This window comes from Nostoc sp. (genome assembly GCF_036917275.1).
Taxonomy (GTDB): Bacteria; Cyanobacteriota; Cyanobacteriia; order Cyanobacteriales; family Nostocaceae; genus Nostoc.
This window is the reverse complement of record NZ_JBALDF010000022.1, coordinates 32,645-49,968: the sequence shown is the minus strand read 5'-3', so window position 1 is coordinate 49,968 and position 17,324 is coordinate 32,645. Positions and strand designations below refer to the sequence as shown.

The window sequence follows — 17,324 nt, the reverse complement described above, 5'->3', positions numbered from 1 at the left end:
ATTATATGGCTAGATATGCATTGGTGTTGGGAATTGCTAAATATGACAATTTCACCAACCTACCAAAGGCTGTCAATGATGCTGAACACATCGCCCAACTGCTGCGCGAACAAGGTAGATTCGATGTTCAGCCTTTACCTGGCAAGTTAATCGAGAGTGAGAATCGCTGGCAAATCACACCTGATAAAAAGTTAACTGGTAAAGAACTCGGACAAGCACTGAGAATATTTTTGTTAGAAAAAGCCAAAGGTGCGGAGGCATTAATTTATTTTGCCGGACATGGATTTGAAGCACCCAGCCTGACAGGTGAAGCCAAAGGGTATTTGGCAACATCAGATTGTAACAAGGATGGGCAAAATGCGATCGCCTTTGATGACTTCAACACTTTAATCAGTAAATCTCAACTCAGCAGCTTAGTAGTATTGCTGGACTGCTGCTATGCTGGGTCTTTTCTGGAAAGAAGTTTTATCAACTCTGGTTTCTCTATTTTCAACAGCAAACAAGACTACAGCTTAATTACAGCCTCTCGTGCCTTTGAAAGAGCGCGGGAAGATGCCGAAGGTGGGATTTTCACCAAAGCAATTCTCAAAGGACTTGCTGAAGATAAAGCTGATGAAGCTACCGGGGAAATTAATGTCAACGACTTGATAAGCTTTGTATCGCGGGAACTCAAGGAAACTGGACAAGAAGCAATTTACATGGGTGGCGGTAGGTCAATTCCTTTGGTTTGGTATCCACCGAAGAATCCGGTAGCGGTTGGGGTGGTGAGTGAAGAATCTCCCTATCGGGGATTACAAGCTTTTGACAAAGAACACGCCAAGTTCTTTTTTGGTCGGCAAAAAGTAGTTAGCTTAATTCAACAAAAACTCACTCAAGCTAACTTTATTCCGATCATTGGCGCTTCGGGGAGTGGTAAATCTTCCGTAGTACGGGCAGGTTTAATTCCAGTGTTAGAAAAAAATGGTTGGCGAATCTTAGAACCAATTTTGCCTGGAATTCAACCTTTAGCAGAGTTAAAACGAGCCTTTACACAGTTATTTGAACGCACGGAAATTAGGGAAATCTCGGCTCTCATTGACACAGAAGGTTTATCTCCAGTAATTTCTAGGCTGACTGGTTCTGAGCGTTGCTTGTTGGTGGTAGATCAATTTGAAGAGATTTTTACCCTTGGTTCTCAGGAAGAAGAAAGACAGCGATTCATTGAGTTGTTAACCCAAGTTTCTGAAGGGCGGTTAGCAATTGTCACCACGATGCGAGCTGATTTTCTGGAATACTGTTTGAAATATAAATCGCTGACACAACTAATTCAGGAACAGGCTGTGTATATGCCGCCATTACTAGGGGCAGAATTAGAAGAAGCGATCGAATCCCCAGCCAACTTACAAGGTTATCAGTTACAAAGAGGTTTACTCGGAACGATCCGGCAAGAAGTAGTGGGGCAAGAGAAAGGCTGCTTACCTCTGTTGCAGTTTGCGCTGACTGAACTTTGGGAACAGCGCGATAAACAAACTCACCAGTTAACAATTGCTAAGTTTAACGAACTTGGTGGAGTCATTGGGGCATTGGAGCGTCATGCAGAAAAGCTGTATGTAAGTTTTACAGAGCAGCCGCAAGCGTGGGTAAAGCGAATTTTCTTAAAATTGGTGCGTACTGGTGCAGAAGGTAAGGATACCCGACAGCGACAACCAAAACAGGAATTGTTAAGTCTTGCTGGTGAAAACCCAGATGAGCAGCAAGTGATAAAACAAGTTATAGAAAAGCTGATCCAAGGACGCTTAATAGTAATTGACACAGAAGCCAGAGAAGAAGTTTGGATTGATTTAGCCCATGAAGCCTTAATTGATGGTTGGCGGAGGTTGCGAGAATGGCGACAACAAGATCGAGACTTGCGGCTGTTGAGTGATAGATTAGCAGATGTTTTCCAAGAATGGTTGCACAAGGAAGAAGATGAAAAATACCTCATGCCAAGAGGATTGTTCGCAGAGGTGCAAAAAAATTGGGAAAAGTTAAAGCCTGATTTATCATCTCCAACCCAGAAATTTTATCAGCGCAGCCTTGCTTATGAAGAAGAACGGAGTGCCGAACGGCAATTTGTTCTCCAAGACAGCATTAAAAAATCTTTGCAAGAGAAAATAGCAACTATCAAGAACATACTCCCTGTCCAACCCCTCAAAGCTTCGGTTATGGCAATACAAGTCATAGGTGAGAATCTGGAGAAAATGCCGGAGCAAATTCTCACTCCAGTTCAGAATAGCCTGCAACAAGCGATGGAGGTCTTAATTCCTTTCCGTGGTCATCAGGGTGGAGTCATTTCTATCGCCATTAGCCCGGATGGGCAGACGATTGTCAGTGGCGGTGAAGACGGCACAGTGCGGTTGTGGAACTTCCAAGGTCAGCCCTTGGCTGAACCCTTCCGTGGTGATCAGGGTAGGGTCAATTCTGTCGCCATTAGCCCGGATGGGCAGACGATTGTCAGTGGCAGTGTTGATGGCACTGTGCGGTTGTGGAATCTCCAAGGTCTGCCCTTGGCTGAACCCTTCCGTGGTCATCAGGGTGGGGTCTATTCTGTCGCCATTAGCCCGGATGGGCAGACGATTGTCAGTGGCAGTGTTGATGGCACAGTGCGGTTGTGGAATTTCCAAGGTCTGCCCTTGGCTGAACCCTTCCGTGGTGATCAGGGTGGGGTCTATTCTGTCGCCATTAGCCGGGATAGGCAGACGATTGTCAGTGGCAGTGTTGATGGCACTGTGCGGTTGTGGAATTTCCAAGGTCTGCCCTTGGCTAAACCCTTTGGTGGTGATCAGGGTGGGGTCAGTTCTGTCGCCATTAGCCCGGATGGGCAGACGATTGTCAGTGGCGGTTATGACGGCACAGTGCGGTTGTGGAATTTCCAAGGTCTGCCCTTGGCTGAACCCTTCCGTGGTGATCAGGGTTGGGTCAGTTCTGTCGCCATTAGCCGGGATAGGCAGACGATTGTCAGTGGCGGTGAAGACGGCACAGTGCGGTTGTGGAATTTCCAAGGTCTGCCCTTGGCTGAACCCTTCCGTGGTGATCAAGGTTGGGTCTATTCTGTCGCCATTAGCCCGGATGGGCAGACGATTGTCAGTGGCGGTGTTGACGGCACTGTGCGGTTGTGGAACCTGCAAGGTCAGACCTTAGCTGAACCTTTCCGTGGTCATCAGGATAGAATCTATTCTGTTGCCATCAGCGCAGATGGGCAGACGATTGTCAGTGGCGGTGAAGACGGTACAGTGCGGTTGTGGAATCTCCAAGGTCTGCCCTTGGCTGAACCCTTCCGTGGTCATCAGGATAGGGTCTATTCTGTCGCCATCAGCCGAGATAGGCAGACGATTGTCAGTGGCGGTTTTGACGGCACTGTGCGCTTGTGGAATCTCCAAGGCCTGCCCTTGGCTGAACCCTTCCGTGGTCATCAGGGTGGAGTCATTTCTGTCGCCATCAGCCGGGATGGGCAGACGATTGTCAGTGGCAGTGTTGACGGCGCTGTGCAGTTGTGGAATCTCCAAGGTCTGCCCTTGGCTGAACCCTTCCGTGGTCATCAGCATTGGGTCTATTCTGTCACCATCAGTGCGGATGGGCAGACGATTGTCAGTGGCGGTGTTGACGGCACTGTGCGCTTGTGGAATCTCCAAGGTCTGCCCTTGGCTGAACCCTTCCGTGGTCATCAGGATAAAATCTATTCTGTCGCCATTAGCGCGGATGGGCAAACGATTGTCAGTGGCGGTGATGACGGCACTGTGCGCTTGTGGAATCTCCAAGGTCTGCCCTTGGCTGAACCCTTCCGTGGTCATGAGGGTGGGGTCAATTCTGTCGTCATCAGCCGGGATGGGCAGACGATTGTCAGTGGCGGTAGTGACGGCACTGTGCGCTTGTGGAATCTCCAAGGTCTGCCCTTGGCTGAACCCTTCTGTGGTCATGAGGGTGTAGTCTATTCTGTCGCCATCAGCCGGGATGGGCAGACGATTGTCAGTGGCGGTCTTGACGGCACTGTGCGATTGTGGCAAGCTGACTGGCGTGGATGGTTACAAGTCTGCTGTGACAGGTTGCGTTACCATCCCATCTTCACCAATCCGCAAACTGAGGAGGCAAAAGCCGCCTGCGAAGTCTGCCGTAAATATGTTTGGAGTAAAGAAGAAGTTAAAAGCGAGGATTAATCAGAAGGAAACAGGATAAATAAACCTTTAATCTTCAATGTTGAAGCTCAGAACTCCAGTTTTCATCTTCAGAACTCGGCAATTCGACCTTTTTACTCGGCAGTCCCATCTTTTTACTCAGCAGTTCGACCTTTGAACTCGGAACTTCGACCTTTTTACTCAGCAGTTCGACTTTTGAACTCGAAACTTCGACCTTTTTACTTAGCAGTTCGACCTTTGAACTCGAAACTTCGACCTTTTTACTCGAAACTCCGACCTTTTTACTCGAAACTCCGACCTTTTTACTCGGAACTCCGACCTCTGAACTGCAAGTAATATCTTAAACTTCCGGTTCGACTCCCAAGGCTCTTAACTGGGCTGCTAATTGTTCTGCACGCTGACGTTCTTGTTCTGCACGCTCTTGAGCAGCATTTTTCTCTTGCTGTACTTTTGCTGCTAACTCCGAACCCCACAACAATAACTCTCCATTTTCATTCCACCAACGCAACCAATAACCTGTGCGATTTTCTCGCTCTCCCTGCCAAATGCCTAAAAGTCCGTCACTATCGGGGTAGATGACCTCTGGCTGGGTCAGCGGTTGGATTTGCGATACCATAGCTTCACCCTCAGAAGGATTTAAATCGGGATGCTTCCAAATTAGCAGACTCTTAAGGATGTCTGCGGGATGAATCTGGAGGAATAACTATCTATAACAGTACGATTGTTCTACTATAAACTGATTAAAGATAGTATTATTAAGGACTGTTTCACAGGAAACTCCCTCTTCGCCCCCCAATATGTCAGACAAACAGCTAGCAGCATCCTTGAATGGACATCTTCCCTACCCCAGCCACAACAGCCAGAATACCATTCGGATTCGGGGTGCTAGGCAGCATAATCTGAAAAATATTGACTTAGAATTGCCACGCGATCGCCTGATTGTCTTTACTGGCGTTTCTGGTTCTGGTAAGTCTTCTCTCGCCTTTGACACCATTTTTGCTGAAGGGCAACGTCGCTACGTGGAATCCCTCAGCGCCTACGCACGGCAATTTTTAGGACAACTGGATAAGCCGGATGTGGAAGCGATTGAAGGCTTAAGTCCAGCAATTTCCATTGACCAAAAGTCAACGTCTCATAACCCTCGTTCCACTGTGGGTACAGTGACGGAGATTTACGACTATTTGCGGCTGTTGTTTGGTCGAGCTGGCGAACCCCATTGTCCCATATGCGATCGCTGTATTGCACCCCAGACAATCGATGAGATGTGCGATCGCATCATAGAATTACCAGATCGCACCCGCTTCCAAATTCTTGCACCCGTTGTTAGAGGGAAAAAAGGCACACACCGTAAGCTTTTGTCAAGTCTGGCTTCTCAAGGTTTTGTCCGCGTGCGGATCAATGGCGAGATCCGCGAACTGTCAGATTCCATTGAATTGGATAAAAATTTTACCCACAGCATCGAAGTGGTAATTGACCGCTTGGTGAAAAAGGCTGATATTCAGGAGCGTTTGGTTGATTCCCTGTCTACGTGTCTCAAGCAATCGGGTGGGATTGCAGCCATTCTGGTGAGTCTACTTGGTGACGACGGACAAGAAAAAGAAGAAGAATTAGTATTTTCAGAAAACTTTGCTTGTCCAGAACATGGCGCGGTAATGGAGGAACTATCGCCGCGATTGTTCTCCTTTAACTCACCTTATGGTGCTTGTCCGCACTGTCATGGAATCGGGACTTTAAGAAGATTTGCGCCAGACTTGATCATACCTGACCCAGAAGCCCCAGTTTATGCTGCGATCGCGCCTTGGTCAGAAAAAGATAATTCTTATTATCTGGAATTACTCTATAGCGTGGGACAGATTTATAGGTTTGAGTTACAGACAAATTGGAGCAAGCTGACAGGAGAACAACAACAAATTATTTTGTATGGAGACAAAGATGAACAAGCCGCAGAGGCACAGAGGAAACAGAGTTTTAAAGGTGCTATTCCAATTTTGCAACGGCAGTATGAGGGTGGTTCTGAATTAGTTAAGCAAAAATTAGAGCAGTATTTAATTGATCAACCGTGTGAGGTTTGTCAGGGAAAACGGTTAAAACCGGAAGCTTTAGCGGTGAAGTTGGGACAATATGGAATTTTAGAATTAACTGGAGTATCAATTCGAGATTGTCGAGAGAGAATTGAGCAATTAAAGTTGAGCGATCGCCAGTTGCAAATTGCTGATTTAGTCCTGAGAGAAATCAAAGCTAGATTGCAGTTTTTGTTAGATGTAGGTTTAGATTACCTCACCCTTGACCGTCCCGCCATGACCCTTTCTGGTGGCGAAGCCCAACGAATTCGTCTAGCAACACAAATTGGTTCTGGTTTAACAGGAGTTCTCTACGTTTTAGATGAACCGAGTATTGGTTTGCATCAACGAGATAATGGCAGATTGCTTAAAACCTTAACTAAATTACGGGATTTGGGTAATACATTAATTGTCGTTGAGCATGATGAAGAAACAATTCGTGCAGCTAACTACATAGTTGATATTGGCCCTGGTGCAGGAATTCACGGCGGAAATATTGTCGCCCAAGGTGATTTTCCGGCGTTATTAGCAGCAGAAGATTCCTTGACGGGTGCATATTTATCAGGAAGACGGGTAATTACCACACCAGCAGAACGTCGAGAAGGAAATGGGCGCAGTTTGGGAATTAAAAATGCCCATCGCAACAATTTACAAAATATAGATGTAGACATTCCATTAGGTAAACTTGTCTCTATTACTGGCGTGTCTGGTTCTGGTAAATCTACGCTGATTAACGAATTACTATATCCATCTCTGCAACACCATTTAACTAAGAAAGTTCCTTTACCGAGACATTTGGATAAAATTCAGGGATTGAATGCGATTGATAAAGCGATCGTTATCGATCAATCTCCCATTGGACGCACACCACGTTCTAACCCTGCAACTTACACAGGAATTTTCGATGCGATCCGGGATGTATTTTCTCAAACAGTAGAAGCGAAAGCTAGGGGCTACAAACCCGGGCAATTTTCCTTCAACGTTAAAGGTGGACGTTGCGAAGCTTGTAGTGGACAGGGTGTGAATGTGATTGAAATGAACTTTCTCCCAGATGTTTACGTGCAATGCGAAATTTGTAAAGGTGCAAGATACAACCGCGAAACTTTACAAGTGAAGTACAAAGATAAGTCTATTTCTGATGTTCTGAGAATGACAGTTGAGGAAAGTTTAGACTTTTTCCAGAATATACCCAAAGCGATCGCGCGTTTGCAAACTTTATTTGATGTCGGCTTGGGTTATGTCCAACTAGGACAACCTGCGACTACCTTATCTGGTGGTGAAGCGCAACGGGTGAAATTGGCAACAGAACTATCTCGACGCGCCACAGGTAAGACACTTTATTTAATCGATGAACCGACAACAGGGTTATCTTTTTACGATGTCCATAAATTATTGGATGTGTTGCAAAGATTAGTAGATAAAGGCAATTCAATATTAGTAATTGAACACAACTTAGATGTAATTCGTTGTTCTGATTGGGTAATAGATTTGGGGCCAGAAGGTGGCGACAAAGGCGGAGAATTGATTGCTGTGGGTACACCAGAGGAAGTTGCAAAAAATCCCAGGTCTTATACTGGGCAATATTTGCAGCAAGTTTTGAAACAGTATCCGGCAATTAAATCTTAGTCTTTTCCAAGTAATTTGCATTGCATAAAACTAAAGAATCTTATCTCTAATTTTTATGCCTAGTTTGAGAATATTTAATTTTTGAATGTTGTATTGCAGTATAGGTGAGTTAATTGTGCATTAGCTAAATTACCTAAGCCACCATCTTGTTTTCTTGTTTTGTGATCTATAGATATAGAGTGACTGTGAAGATAGCCACCACAGATTTTACATCTTTGAACTTTAGGTAAAGCATCTCTGATAAAAGCTGCTGCTTTGGTTTCTCGTGAAAAAGTTTTACTTTGAGTTTCACTTGTGTTAACTCTAGGTTTCATTTTTAAGGAACCAAAAGTTTTTTCGGCTATGATTTCCTTCATAACATTTTTTTTATCTACACCTTGTGTTAATTTATCAACTATTGTTAAATAAAAATCTTTAACCTTTTCTCGTGCCTTGACTGCACTACTTTTACTTACAATTTGTGGAACTATATCATCATGTTGCCAAATCACAAATTCAAAATCTTTTCTGCATTTTATAAATTTATCATAAGATTTATTTTTTGCTAAATGTAATACCAAGCTAACAACACTATAAAATGAACCTACTCTATATCGACTATCACAAGTATAGAAATATACGAGCGGATGAAGTCCAAGAGATGAAGGATCATTAGCATTTATTCTCTGGGCTAATTTTTGACAATTCGTTAAGAATTTTACAGTATTTTCTCCTGTTGGATCATCATTCAAATCAAGTTCATTTTCTACTTCTATATTGTTAACTATATTGACGAATTCTAAGATAAATTCATTTTTCTGTGAAGTTGATAGATTTCCTACCATTGGAACATCTGTAGTTTTTATAGGATTTTTAAGCTTAGGCTCAAAAATCAGTTGATGTATTTCTTGAGCTAGTTTTTCAATTTTGTCTTGTTTATCTTGTGAGAACTCTGACCAATATTTATGACCATTACCACTTCTCATAATTGCACGAGCAGCAACACCATTAGGTTTATTCCTAGCCTTTAATAAACGCATTTCAGTTGGACTAATAGGTGCTGCTTTTTGATTAATGTTAAAAAATGAATCTGCTGCTTTAGATGCATCACCACCAACCCACTGAAGTTGGATACCCAAACTACCCAAATTTCTTGCTCTCTCAAGTGTTTTTTGATCTATTTTGTCTAGGTGCTGTGTTGATAATTCATAATCTTGGTAAGAGCCTATCTTATTCTTAATTAGTGTTCTAACTTCCTGACCAGCATTTTTTTGTTCTTCTGTGATGTATGCATCATAAAATTTATTGGAAATATCTCTATCGCCATAATCATCATTTATCCAGGCTATTAAAGCACTTAGCCTATGTGAGCCATCAATTACGAAAAAATAACCACTATTACTTCTCCAAAGAATAACAGCCGGTATTAAATCACCATCTAAAAAACTTTCAATAAAATCACATATTTTCTGAGCATCCCACTCATTGGTTTCTCGTTGAAAATCGGGTTTTCGTAAAAATGGATAGAAAAAATCTTTTTGCTCCAAATTACGAATTTGTATCATAGGAATATTACTGAGTATAATTTGAGATTGCTGTCCTTGAACCTCAAATGCTTCTCTAGGTATAAGTGCATCTAGGCTAACTTTTGGGCTATCTTTTACCATCTCCGCTACTCTTTAAGTATAAAATTGGTCTAGTAATTTATTATACATTACAAATATTACAATTTTTATAAGGCAAATCGTTGGGATGTAACTAAACGTAAGTTCAAGGAAACTAAAAAACGCCAAGAGGCAGTGCAGGCAAATATTTTGGGTAAATATCAATCGAGTTTTTTTGGGAAAAACAGCTAATTAGCCATCTCTCCCCTTTGCCAAAACTGCTTTAAAATCTCGCCTGGTTTACGATCCCATGTGTCGATATGCTCGTATATAAAATTATCTTGGTTTAATTTATACGTTGAATAGCCATTAAAAAGCAAACCTGCTTTCCAAGGAACCCGCAACGCTCCCCGCACTGTCCACTTTGCTAAAATCGTATCTTCGGCTGACTGAGAAACTTCATGCACATCAAAGTAAATTTGGGTAAAAAACAGCCGAGCGTGAAATCGTAATGTCCAAAATATAATGCGATAGTTAAATTTATATTTGAATGTATTTACTGGGTCTTTAAAGTAGATATCGTCTGTATAAATGTCATAAGAAATATCTTTTTTAAAAAGTGTTGGTAAATCTTCTTTTAAAGTTTTAATTACTTGTTCTACCGATAATTGAGATTCCACGCGCATTTTTCCTTAAAAAATCTTTTTTAACAACCGTTGGCAAATTGAAGATGTTCTCTTGTTACTCACGCTATCCGTACTCAAATCAGACAGAGTAGGAAATGATGCAGATTTAGCATAAGGGCCATTTCGCAAAACTTTAGCTAAGGTATTGTTATTCTCGCGCAAACCTTCGTAAAAAAAGAATACCTCTCCTTGAATACCAAGTTGGCGATTGTATTCAATTGCCTGCACTAAATATTCTGGACTAATACAATAACTACCAAGCTTCATCAAAATTCCCGGTGCTAACTTTGGCAATGTTGCATCTGTGAACTGTTGGTTTACTAGTTTATCAGCGATCGCCTGATAACTCCTAAAGTCACGGCGGTAAATCTGCGGCTGAATCATATCAACTATTCCCCGCTTCAGCCATGCGGGCGAGTCTTGCAGATATTCCCGGAATGCCCAATCATGAATATTAGGTGCGATCGCTACTAGCAAGTTAGGATTAACTGCTTTCACCTCCCGGTAGAGACGCGCCAACAACTCAGTGAGAATATCTGCCCGCCACTGTAACCATTGTCTGTCTTTGGGGTTCTGTGGCGGATTATGATTAAATTGCTGATGATAACGTGCTACAGTTACTTGATCATAACCACCTTCACAGGGGAATGCTGGGAAGCGATCGTCACCTTGAATACCATCCACATCGTAATTTTTCACAACCTCCAGCACCAAGTTCAACAAGAATTCCTGCACCTGCGGGTTTAATGCATTCAACCAGTCAAAGCCATTTTTATTCAGTAAGTTGCCCTTACAATCACGAGCAGCCCATTCCGGTTTTTTCTGTAGAAGTATACCACCATTCAAATTGTAGGAACTGGCAAAACCGTATTCAAACCAAGGAATTACTTTCAACCCAACTCGCCGCGCCTCAACTACCACTTCTTCTAAAGGGTCGCGGCCTACAGACATCGGGTCAATTTCGACTCCAAATGTCTGCTGCATTGTTTGACTAGGATATAAAGTTACTGCCTTGTTCCAAACAACGGGGAATACCACATTAAATCCTGTCTCGGCAAGCAAATCCATCGCCTCAGCAATGCGTTGTTTTGACCTGAGAACTTTACTATCAGTAGTGGTCAGCCAGATACCACGTGTTTCTATTATTGCCATTTCTATAAATTGAAATTCTCGGCGCTGCACTATCTAAACATTGATTAGCCAACGATACCGCGCCTGTATTATTGTGTAAATCCCATAGGCAACTAAACCTAGTGCCACAATACCCAAAAGCCATGCTTGTCCCAATGATAGCACTGGACTTTATTTACCAAAGTCAAATTAGTAGAGTGCCGTGACTTAAAAGTTCATTCTTTAGGTAGTCGTAAGTCAATGGCAGAACTTGTTTAAATTAAAAAATATTCAAAATAAACAACAATTAGTAAATATAGTTAATGGCTGTAATCGAGTTCCAAAATTTACCTAATCCACACCAGTGTCAAAAAACTAAACTGCCCAACTTAGGGCTAGTTTGCATCACTTCTGACAAACAAGTGCGCTTTCGGACAATGACGCGCACACGTTACTTAAAACTTTCCCTTATTGAACGTGAAAGCGCCCTGAGTGAACTGTATCGGCATAACTTACAACGCTTGCATGACGCCCTCTCGTTTTGTCAGCAGAATCAAATTCAGCTGTATCGGATGTCTTCTAATTTATTTCCTCTAAGTGACTTAGAAGACGAAATCGGTGCAAATATATTAGAGGCAATGAGCGCTGATTTAGCAATAATTGGTCAACGAGCAAATGCATTGAGTATAAGAATGGTGTTGCATCCAGATCAATTTGTAGTGTTGAGTTCTGATTCTTCCTCAGTGGTACAAGCAAGTATCAATAATCTAGCAGGACATTCCCACACACTTGATTTACTGGGCTTACCGCGATCGCCTTGGTCATTGATGAATATTCATGGTGGCAAATCTCAACGTGCTGAACAACTAGTAAAAGTAATTTCCGAACTACCAGAAAATATCAAAAGCCGCTTGACTCTAGAAAATGATGAATATGCTTATAACGCTAATGAAATTTTAGCAGTATGTCAGCAAGCTGGCGTGCCGATGGTATTTGATGCCCATCACCATATTTGCCACGAAAATTTAGATAGCTACGATCATCCGAGTGTAGCATCCATGTTTTATGCAGCGCAAGAAACTTGGACAAATCCAGATTGGCAATTAGTCCATATTTCCAATGGTGAACAAGCTTTCAATGACAGAAAACACAGCGACTTGATTACCGATATGCCCAACGTCTACCACCAAGCACCGTGGATCGAAGTCGAAGCCAAACAAAAAGAAAAAGCGATCGCATATTTGCGCTCTTGGTGGTTAATGAAAAATAATTGTATTTAAATTAACACGAAGTTTTTTAATTTGTCACTGTACATTACTATCATAATACTGTCTTCCAATAGATGTGAGGCTGCTCAAAATAATATTACACTTATTAAGTGCAGTATGATTATTTAGTATTTGATAATGTTGATATTTGATTAATTATGTCTTTAATAGAAAGTTATTGGAAACACGATTATATAATTACTAATGGGGTGAAACTACACTACGTTACCCAAGGTGAAGGCCCCTTAATGTTGATGCTGCATGGTTTTCCTGAGTTTTGGTACTCTTGGCGGCATCAAATACCAGAATTTGCCCAAGATTTTAAAGTTGTTGCCCTTGACTTGCGTGGCTATAACGATAGTGATAAACCAAATGAGCAATCAGCTTATGTAATGGATGAGTTTATCAAAGATGTTGAGGGAGTAATTAAAGGATTAGGATACCAAAAATGTGTTTTAGTTGGACATGATTGGGGCGGTGCGATCGCGTGGAATTTCGCCTATGCTCACCCCGAAATGGTAGAACAATTAATTATTCTTAACCTGCCTCATCCTGCCAAATTTGCCCAAGGTTTACGTACTCCCCAACAGTTGCTGCGTAGTTACTACGTATTTGTCTTTCAACTACCGTGGGTACCAGAATTACTTTTACAATCTTCAGACTACCAAGCAATTGAAACAGCTTTTAAAGGTACAGCAGTTAACAAAAGTGCTTTCACCAAAGCGGATATTGACGCTTATAAAAATGCTGCTGCTAAACGCGGTGCCCTCACAGCAATGTTGAACTACTACCGCAATATTTTTCAACAGAGAATACTAAATCCAAGTTGGGGCGTTCTGGAAGTGCCAACACTGATGATTTGGGGAGAAAATGACACTGCACTCGGCAAGGAACTAACCTACGACACCGCAGCCTATGTCAGGGACTTTCAAATCAAATACATTCCCAATTGTGGCCATTGGGTGCAGCAAGAACAGCCAGAGTTAGTTAATCAGCATATGCGAGAATTTTTGAGGACTTAAGCTAATAGTATTTGCTAAAAAGTATAAATACTTATCAAATTAGCCAAATTATGGCGAGTAGTGTAAGCTTTTAAAAAAATTTAACAGTGATTTAACACTGGCAGTTTTTTAGGGTTTATCGAGTAAAAATCGCCAAAAATCAGAATTAATGGCATTTGTGATCTCACTTTTATCCTTGTTTCATATCACAACCAACTTGTGAAGGCATAGATTGACCTCACAAAGTTTAGTGAGATAATAGAGTTGTGAGGGACAGAACGGACGCAACTTGATTATTAAAGGGGGAAAATTATGAAACTCCAGCTATTAGCGGCCATGGCCTTAGCAACTCCCCTATTTTTCGCTAGCTCGGTTAGAGCCGAGAATCCGCAGGACTTACAAAAACTGCTTTCAACTGGGGAATGTGTCCAGTGTAATCTATCGGGAGCTAACCTCAGTGGCGCTCATTTAATTGGTGCTGACTTGAGAGGCTCAAAGCTGCAAGGAGCTAACCTTGTAGGGGCTAACCTCGAAGGTGCTGACTTAACTGGTGCAAACTTAGCAGGTGCTAACTTAACATCAGCTTACGTAACCAATGTGAATTTGAAGCAAACCAATCTCAACGGAGTAAATTTTACTCGCGCGACGATTCACGATTCTAATGTGTATAAAGCATCAATGAATGATCTCAATCTCACTGGTGCTGAAATATTTAACACTGGAATCGGGATTGGTGGAGAAGATGCCGAGATTCCCGATTGGAAATAGGCTGAACATAGTAGGCAGGTTAAAATAAACACAACATAGGTTTTTGCGGGTTTTAAATCAGAGAAACTGGTTTTTTGCCAGCATGATCCTTAAAATCTGCCTAAACAAAAATAAAAAATGAACCCCTTCTGCCTAGTAATCACTTTACTATAATCAAAGCAGAGGGGGTTTCTTATTGAAATTGAGCCGATATCTCCCTAACCCTCCTTAAAAAGGAGCGAACTAGAGCAAGCCTTTTTAACGCCTTATTCAACATCTTTTAAAGTAGTTGTGTAATCAAATCAGCAGCCCAAAACATATCCTATAATCTTAACCAACCCCACCATCAGGTCTGGCAGGTTGGAAAACCATGTCTAGCTAAGGATTGTTTAGAAAGATTTGATACGAGTAGAGACGTTGCAATGCAACGTCCCTACAGAAGTGTTGTTTAGTTTACAGCAGCACTGACTAAACCATTATGCCTGAGCAAAGCGATCGTACTTGGTTCACGACCTCGGAAAGTTTTAAACACCTCCATTGGATGCTGACCACCACCGAGTGCCAGCACCGTATCCCGATAACGCTGACCTGTAGCTTTTATAGCTTCTTCATCTTCTAGCCCAGCTTCTTCAAAAGCGGCAAAAGCATCAGCACTCAGTACCTCAGCCCACTTATAGCTGTAGTAGCCTGCTGCGTAACCACCCTCAAAAATATGTCCAAAAGCACATAAAATTGAATCTTCTGGAAGTGGTGGTAAAACCATAGTAGTCTTAGCTATGCGATGACGCACATCTGACGGAGTTTCATTACTACCAGGGCGATAACGGTAGTGTAGTTCTAAATCAAGACTGCTCAGGTGGATCTGCCGCAACATGGCACTACCACTCATATAATTACGCGCCGCTAGCAGCTTTTGATAGTAATGCTCCGGTAGGGCTTCACCAGTTTCGTAATGCTTCGCCATTCCAAACAAAGTGGGTCGCTCATAACACCAGTTTTCCATAAATTGACTAGGTAGTTCCACTGCATCCCACTCCACGTTATTGATGCCTGCGGCTCCGGGATAGTCAACCTTAGTGAGCAGATGGTGCAATCCATGACCAAACTCGTGGAACAAAGTCTCTACTTCATAGAAAGTCATCAAACTAGGTTTACCATCTACGGGAGGACTTTGATTACACACCAAATAAGCTACAGGTAAGCGAATGGTAGTGACACCATTTTCAGTGATTTTACCCCGATTGATGCACACATCCATCCAAGCACCACCGCGTTTCTCCGCTGGACGGCTGTAGGGGTCTAAGTAGAAATAGGCTATGGGAGAACCAGTTTCATCAGCAATTTGGAAATAACGGACATCCTCATGCCATACTGGCGCTTGACCATCGGCAGAGGTGACAGTGACGCCAAACAGCCGCTTGACTAGTCCAAATAAGCCGTCTAACACTTGGGGAAGGGGAAAGTAGGGACGCAATTCTTCAGCGGTAAAGGCAAATTTTGCTTCTCGTTGGCGTTCTGCCCAAAAGCTGATATCCCAGTGTTTTAAATCCGTAGCTTCTGCTGCTCCCTGTGCCGCGGCAAAAGCTTTGAGTTCTGCCAAGTCTTTGACAGCAGCATCATAACTAGCGCGGCGTAGTTCTTCTAACAGGGCGTTGACTGCCTCAACGTTGGGAGCCATTTTACTAGCTAGGCTTAATTGAGCAAAACTTTTAAAGCCTAGTATATCTGCGAGTTCTTGGCGCAACTTCAAAATGCGCTCAATTAAGGGGTTGTTATCTAAATCGCCACCAGAAGCGCGGGTGATATAAGCTTTGTAGAGCTTTTGGCGCAAATCTCGACGGGTGCTGTGCTGCATGAAAGGGCCATAGCTGGGGAAGTCTAAAGTAATCCGCCAGGGGCCATTTTCAAGTGTGGCGTTGCTTTCGCCAGCTGCACGAGCACCTTGGGCTGCTAAACTCACTAAGCTTGGTGGTAAACCGTCAATTTCCGCTTGTGTTGTTAGGGTTAGGCTGAAGGCTTTAGTGGCATCAAGTACGTGGTTAGAGAATTTGGTAGAAAGTTCTGCTAACTCCATCTGTATGGCGTTGAAACGCTCTCTTGCCTCTCCTTCTAAGCCAACACCAGAAAGTTCAGCATCTCGAATCGCGGCTTCTACAATGCGCTGTTGAGCTAATTCTAAAGTTGCCCAACTATCACTGGTACGGAGTGCCTTAAAAGCATTATAGATGGGTTGGCTTTGACCGAGCTTGTTGATAAACTGTACGACTAGTGGCTGTACGATTTCATGAGCTTCGCGCAGTTCGGGGCTATTTTTAACACCCATTAAATGATTCACCACCCCCCAACTCCAGGTAAGCTGTTCAGTCAGCTTTTCTAAGGGTTCTACTAAACCACTCCAAGTCGGCTCTACATTAGCCTCTAAGGTGGCAAGCTGCTGGTCAAGTTCTGCCAGCAACTGATTGAAGGCTGGTACTACTCGTTCTGGTTTAATCTCTGCAAAGGGAGGTAAACCAACGCCTTGGAGTAGGGGATTGTCGGAAATAATAGTACTTGCACTCATGGTTTTGTGTGAACTGCGGATGAATAAAAATCAATAATGATTTTTATTTATATATCTTCTAATGTAGCGATCGCTGTGCTAAATAGTCTTGTCATTCTGGCAATATAGCAAAAAAAACGAGAGTTACTCAGAAAATTATCTTGATACAGCTATTTTGTTTGGTTTGTGAACGATACCTGACAGGTAACAGTTCCAGAAATATCAGCGAAAGTCTCTGAAATAATATAATCATGCACTCATCCTCTCAACCAGTTAGCTAATTATGATTAGCCTCTTACCCAGTTCTCAACCAATAGAAGTATTTTACCCAAGCTCGGATGGTGAACCTTTAGCAGAAAGTTATGTTCACTTATATGCTTTACTGGCAACTTTAATCGCTTGGTGTTGACCCTGATACTATTTAGCCATAGATTTGCGATCACTCTTAGCGGGTGCTTCGCATGATCGCAGAGTCCATTCACCTACCTCAACCTGACCAAAGGCGATCGCTAAAAAAGATCATAACGTATTATGTCAAACAGGTAGCTCATTC

11 protein-coding genes and 1 pseudogene are annotated in these 17,324 nt (G+C 42.6%); 6 read left to right on the top strand and 6 right to left on the bottom strand.

The genetic code is table 11. The features are described from left to right. Positions 1-5 precede the first annotated feature (5 nt). Positions 6-4,172, top strand: coding sequence for an nSTAND1 domain-containing NTPase (locus V7K35_RS08200; protein WP_335077893.1), 4,167 nt, complete (start codon positions 6-8; stop codon positions 4,170-4,172). A gap of 319 nt (positions 4,173-4,491) precedes the next feature. On the opposite strand, the pseudogene V7K35_RS08195 reads toward V7K35_RS08200, so the two are convergent. Then, positions 4,492-4,704 (bottom strand): annotated as a pseudogene (locus V7K35_RS08195) (Uma2 family endonuclease); the annotation flags it as partial. Positions 4,705-4,948: 244 nt separating this feature from the next. On the opposite strand from V7K35_RS08195, the gene uvrA reads away from it, so the two are divergent. After that, positions 4,949-7,837, top strand: a complete 2,889-nt coding sequence (gene uvrA, locus V7K35_RS08190) for an excinuclease ABC subunit UvrA (RefSeq protein WP_335077891.1) — start codon at positions 4,949-4,951, stop codon at positions 7,835-7,837. A 74-nt stretch (positions 7,838-7,911) separates the two neighbouring features. On the opposite strand, the gene V7K35_RS08185 is transcribed toward uvrA, so the two are convergent. The 4 genes from V7K35_RS08185 to V7K35_RS08170 form a co-directional block, all read right to left on the bottom strand. After that, entirely contained in the window at positions 7,912-9,483 is a 1,572-nt protein-coding gene (locus V7K35_RS08185) for an HNH endonuclease family protein (protein WP_335077889.1), read from the bottom strand. 185 nt (positions 9,484-9,668) lie between these two features. Next, the gene (locus V7K35_RS08180) at positions 9,669-10,100 is read right to left on the bottom strand and encodes a DUF2358 domain-containing protein (protein ID WP_335077888.1); all 432 of its coding nucleotides are present in this window, start codon (positions 10,098-10,100) and stop codon (positions 9,669-9,671) included. A 12-nt stretch (positions 10,101-10,112) separates the two neighbouring features. After that, entirely contained in the window at positions 10,113-11,258 is a 1,146-nt protein-coding gene (locus V7K35_RS08175) for a glycoside hydrolase family 10 protein (RefSeq protein ID WP_335077886.1), read from the bottom strand. Between the two features lie 33 nt (positions 11,259-11,291). Continuing rightward, on the bottom strand, positions 11,292-11,402 hold the full coding sequence (locus V7K35_RS08170; protein ID WP_335077884.1) for a DUF1206 domain-containing protein: 111 nt from the start codon (positions 11,400-11,402) through the stop codon (positions 11,292-11,294). 137 nt (positions 11,403-11,539) lie between these two features. Between V7K35_RS08170 and uvsE the strand changes: the two genes are divergently transcribed. The 3 genes from uvsE (at position 11,540) to V7K35_RS08155 (ending at position 14,253) form a co-directional block, all read left to right on the top strand. Continuing rightward, a complete protein-coding gene (gene uvsE, locus V7K35_RS08165) occupies positions 11,540-12,496 on the top strand; it encodes a UV DNA damage repair endonuclease UvsE (protein WP_335077882.1) in 957 nt (318 codons plus the stop codon). A gap of 146 nt (positions 12,497-12,642) precedes the next feature. Further along, on the top strand, positions 12,643-13,506 hold the full coding sequence (locus V7K35_RS08160; protein ID WP_335077880.1) for an alpha/beta fold hydrolase: 864 nt from the start codon (positions 12,643-12,645) through the stop codon (positions 13,504-13,506). 291 nt (positions 13,507-13,797) lie between these two features. Continuing rightward, positions 13,798-14,253, top strand: coding sequence for a pentapeptide repeat-containing protein (locus tag V7K35_RS08155; protein WP_335077878.1), 456 nt, complete (start codon positions 13,798-13,800; stop codon positions 14,251-14,253). A gap of 427 nt (positions 14,254-14,680) precedes the next feature. On the opposite strand, the gene V7K35_RS08150 is transcribed toward V7K35_RS08155, so the two are convergent. Beyond that, positions 14,681-16,792, bottom strand: a complete 2,112-nt coding sequence (locus V7K35_RS08150; protein ID WP_335077876.1) for a M3 family metallopeptidase — start codon at positions 16,790-16,792, stop codon at positions 14,681-14,683. Between the two features lie 262 nt (positions 16,793-17,054). On the opposite strand from V7K35_RS08150, the gene V7K35_RS08145 reads away from it, so the two are divergent. Continuing rightward, a complete protein-coding gene (locus tag V7K35_RS08145) occupies positions 17,055-17,180 on the top strand; it encodes a hypothetical protein (RefSeq protein ID WP_335077874.1) in 126 nt (41 codons plus the stop codon). Positions 17,181-17,324: the final 144 nt, after the last annotated feature.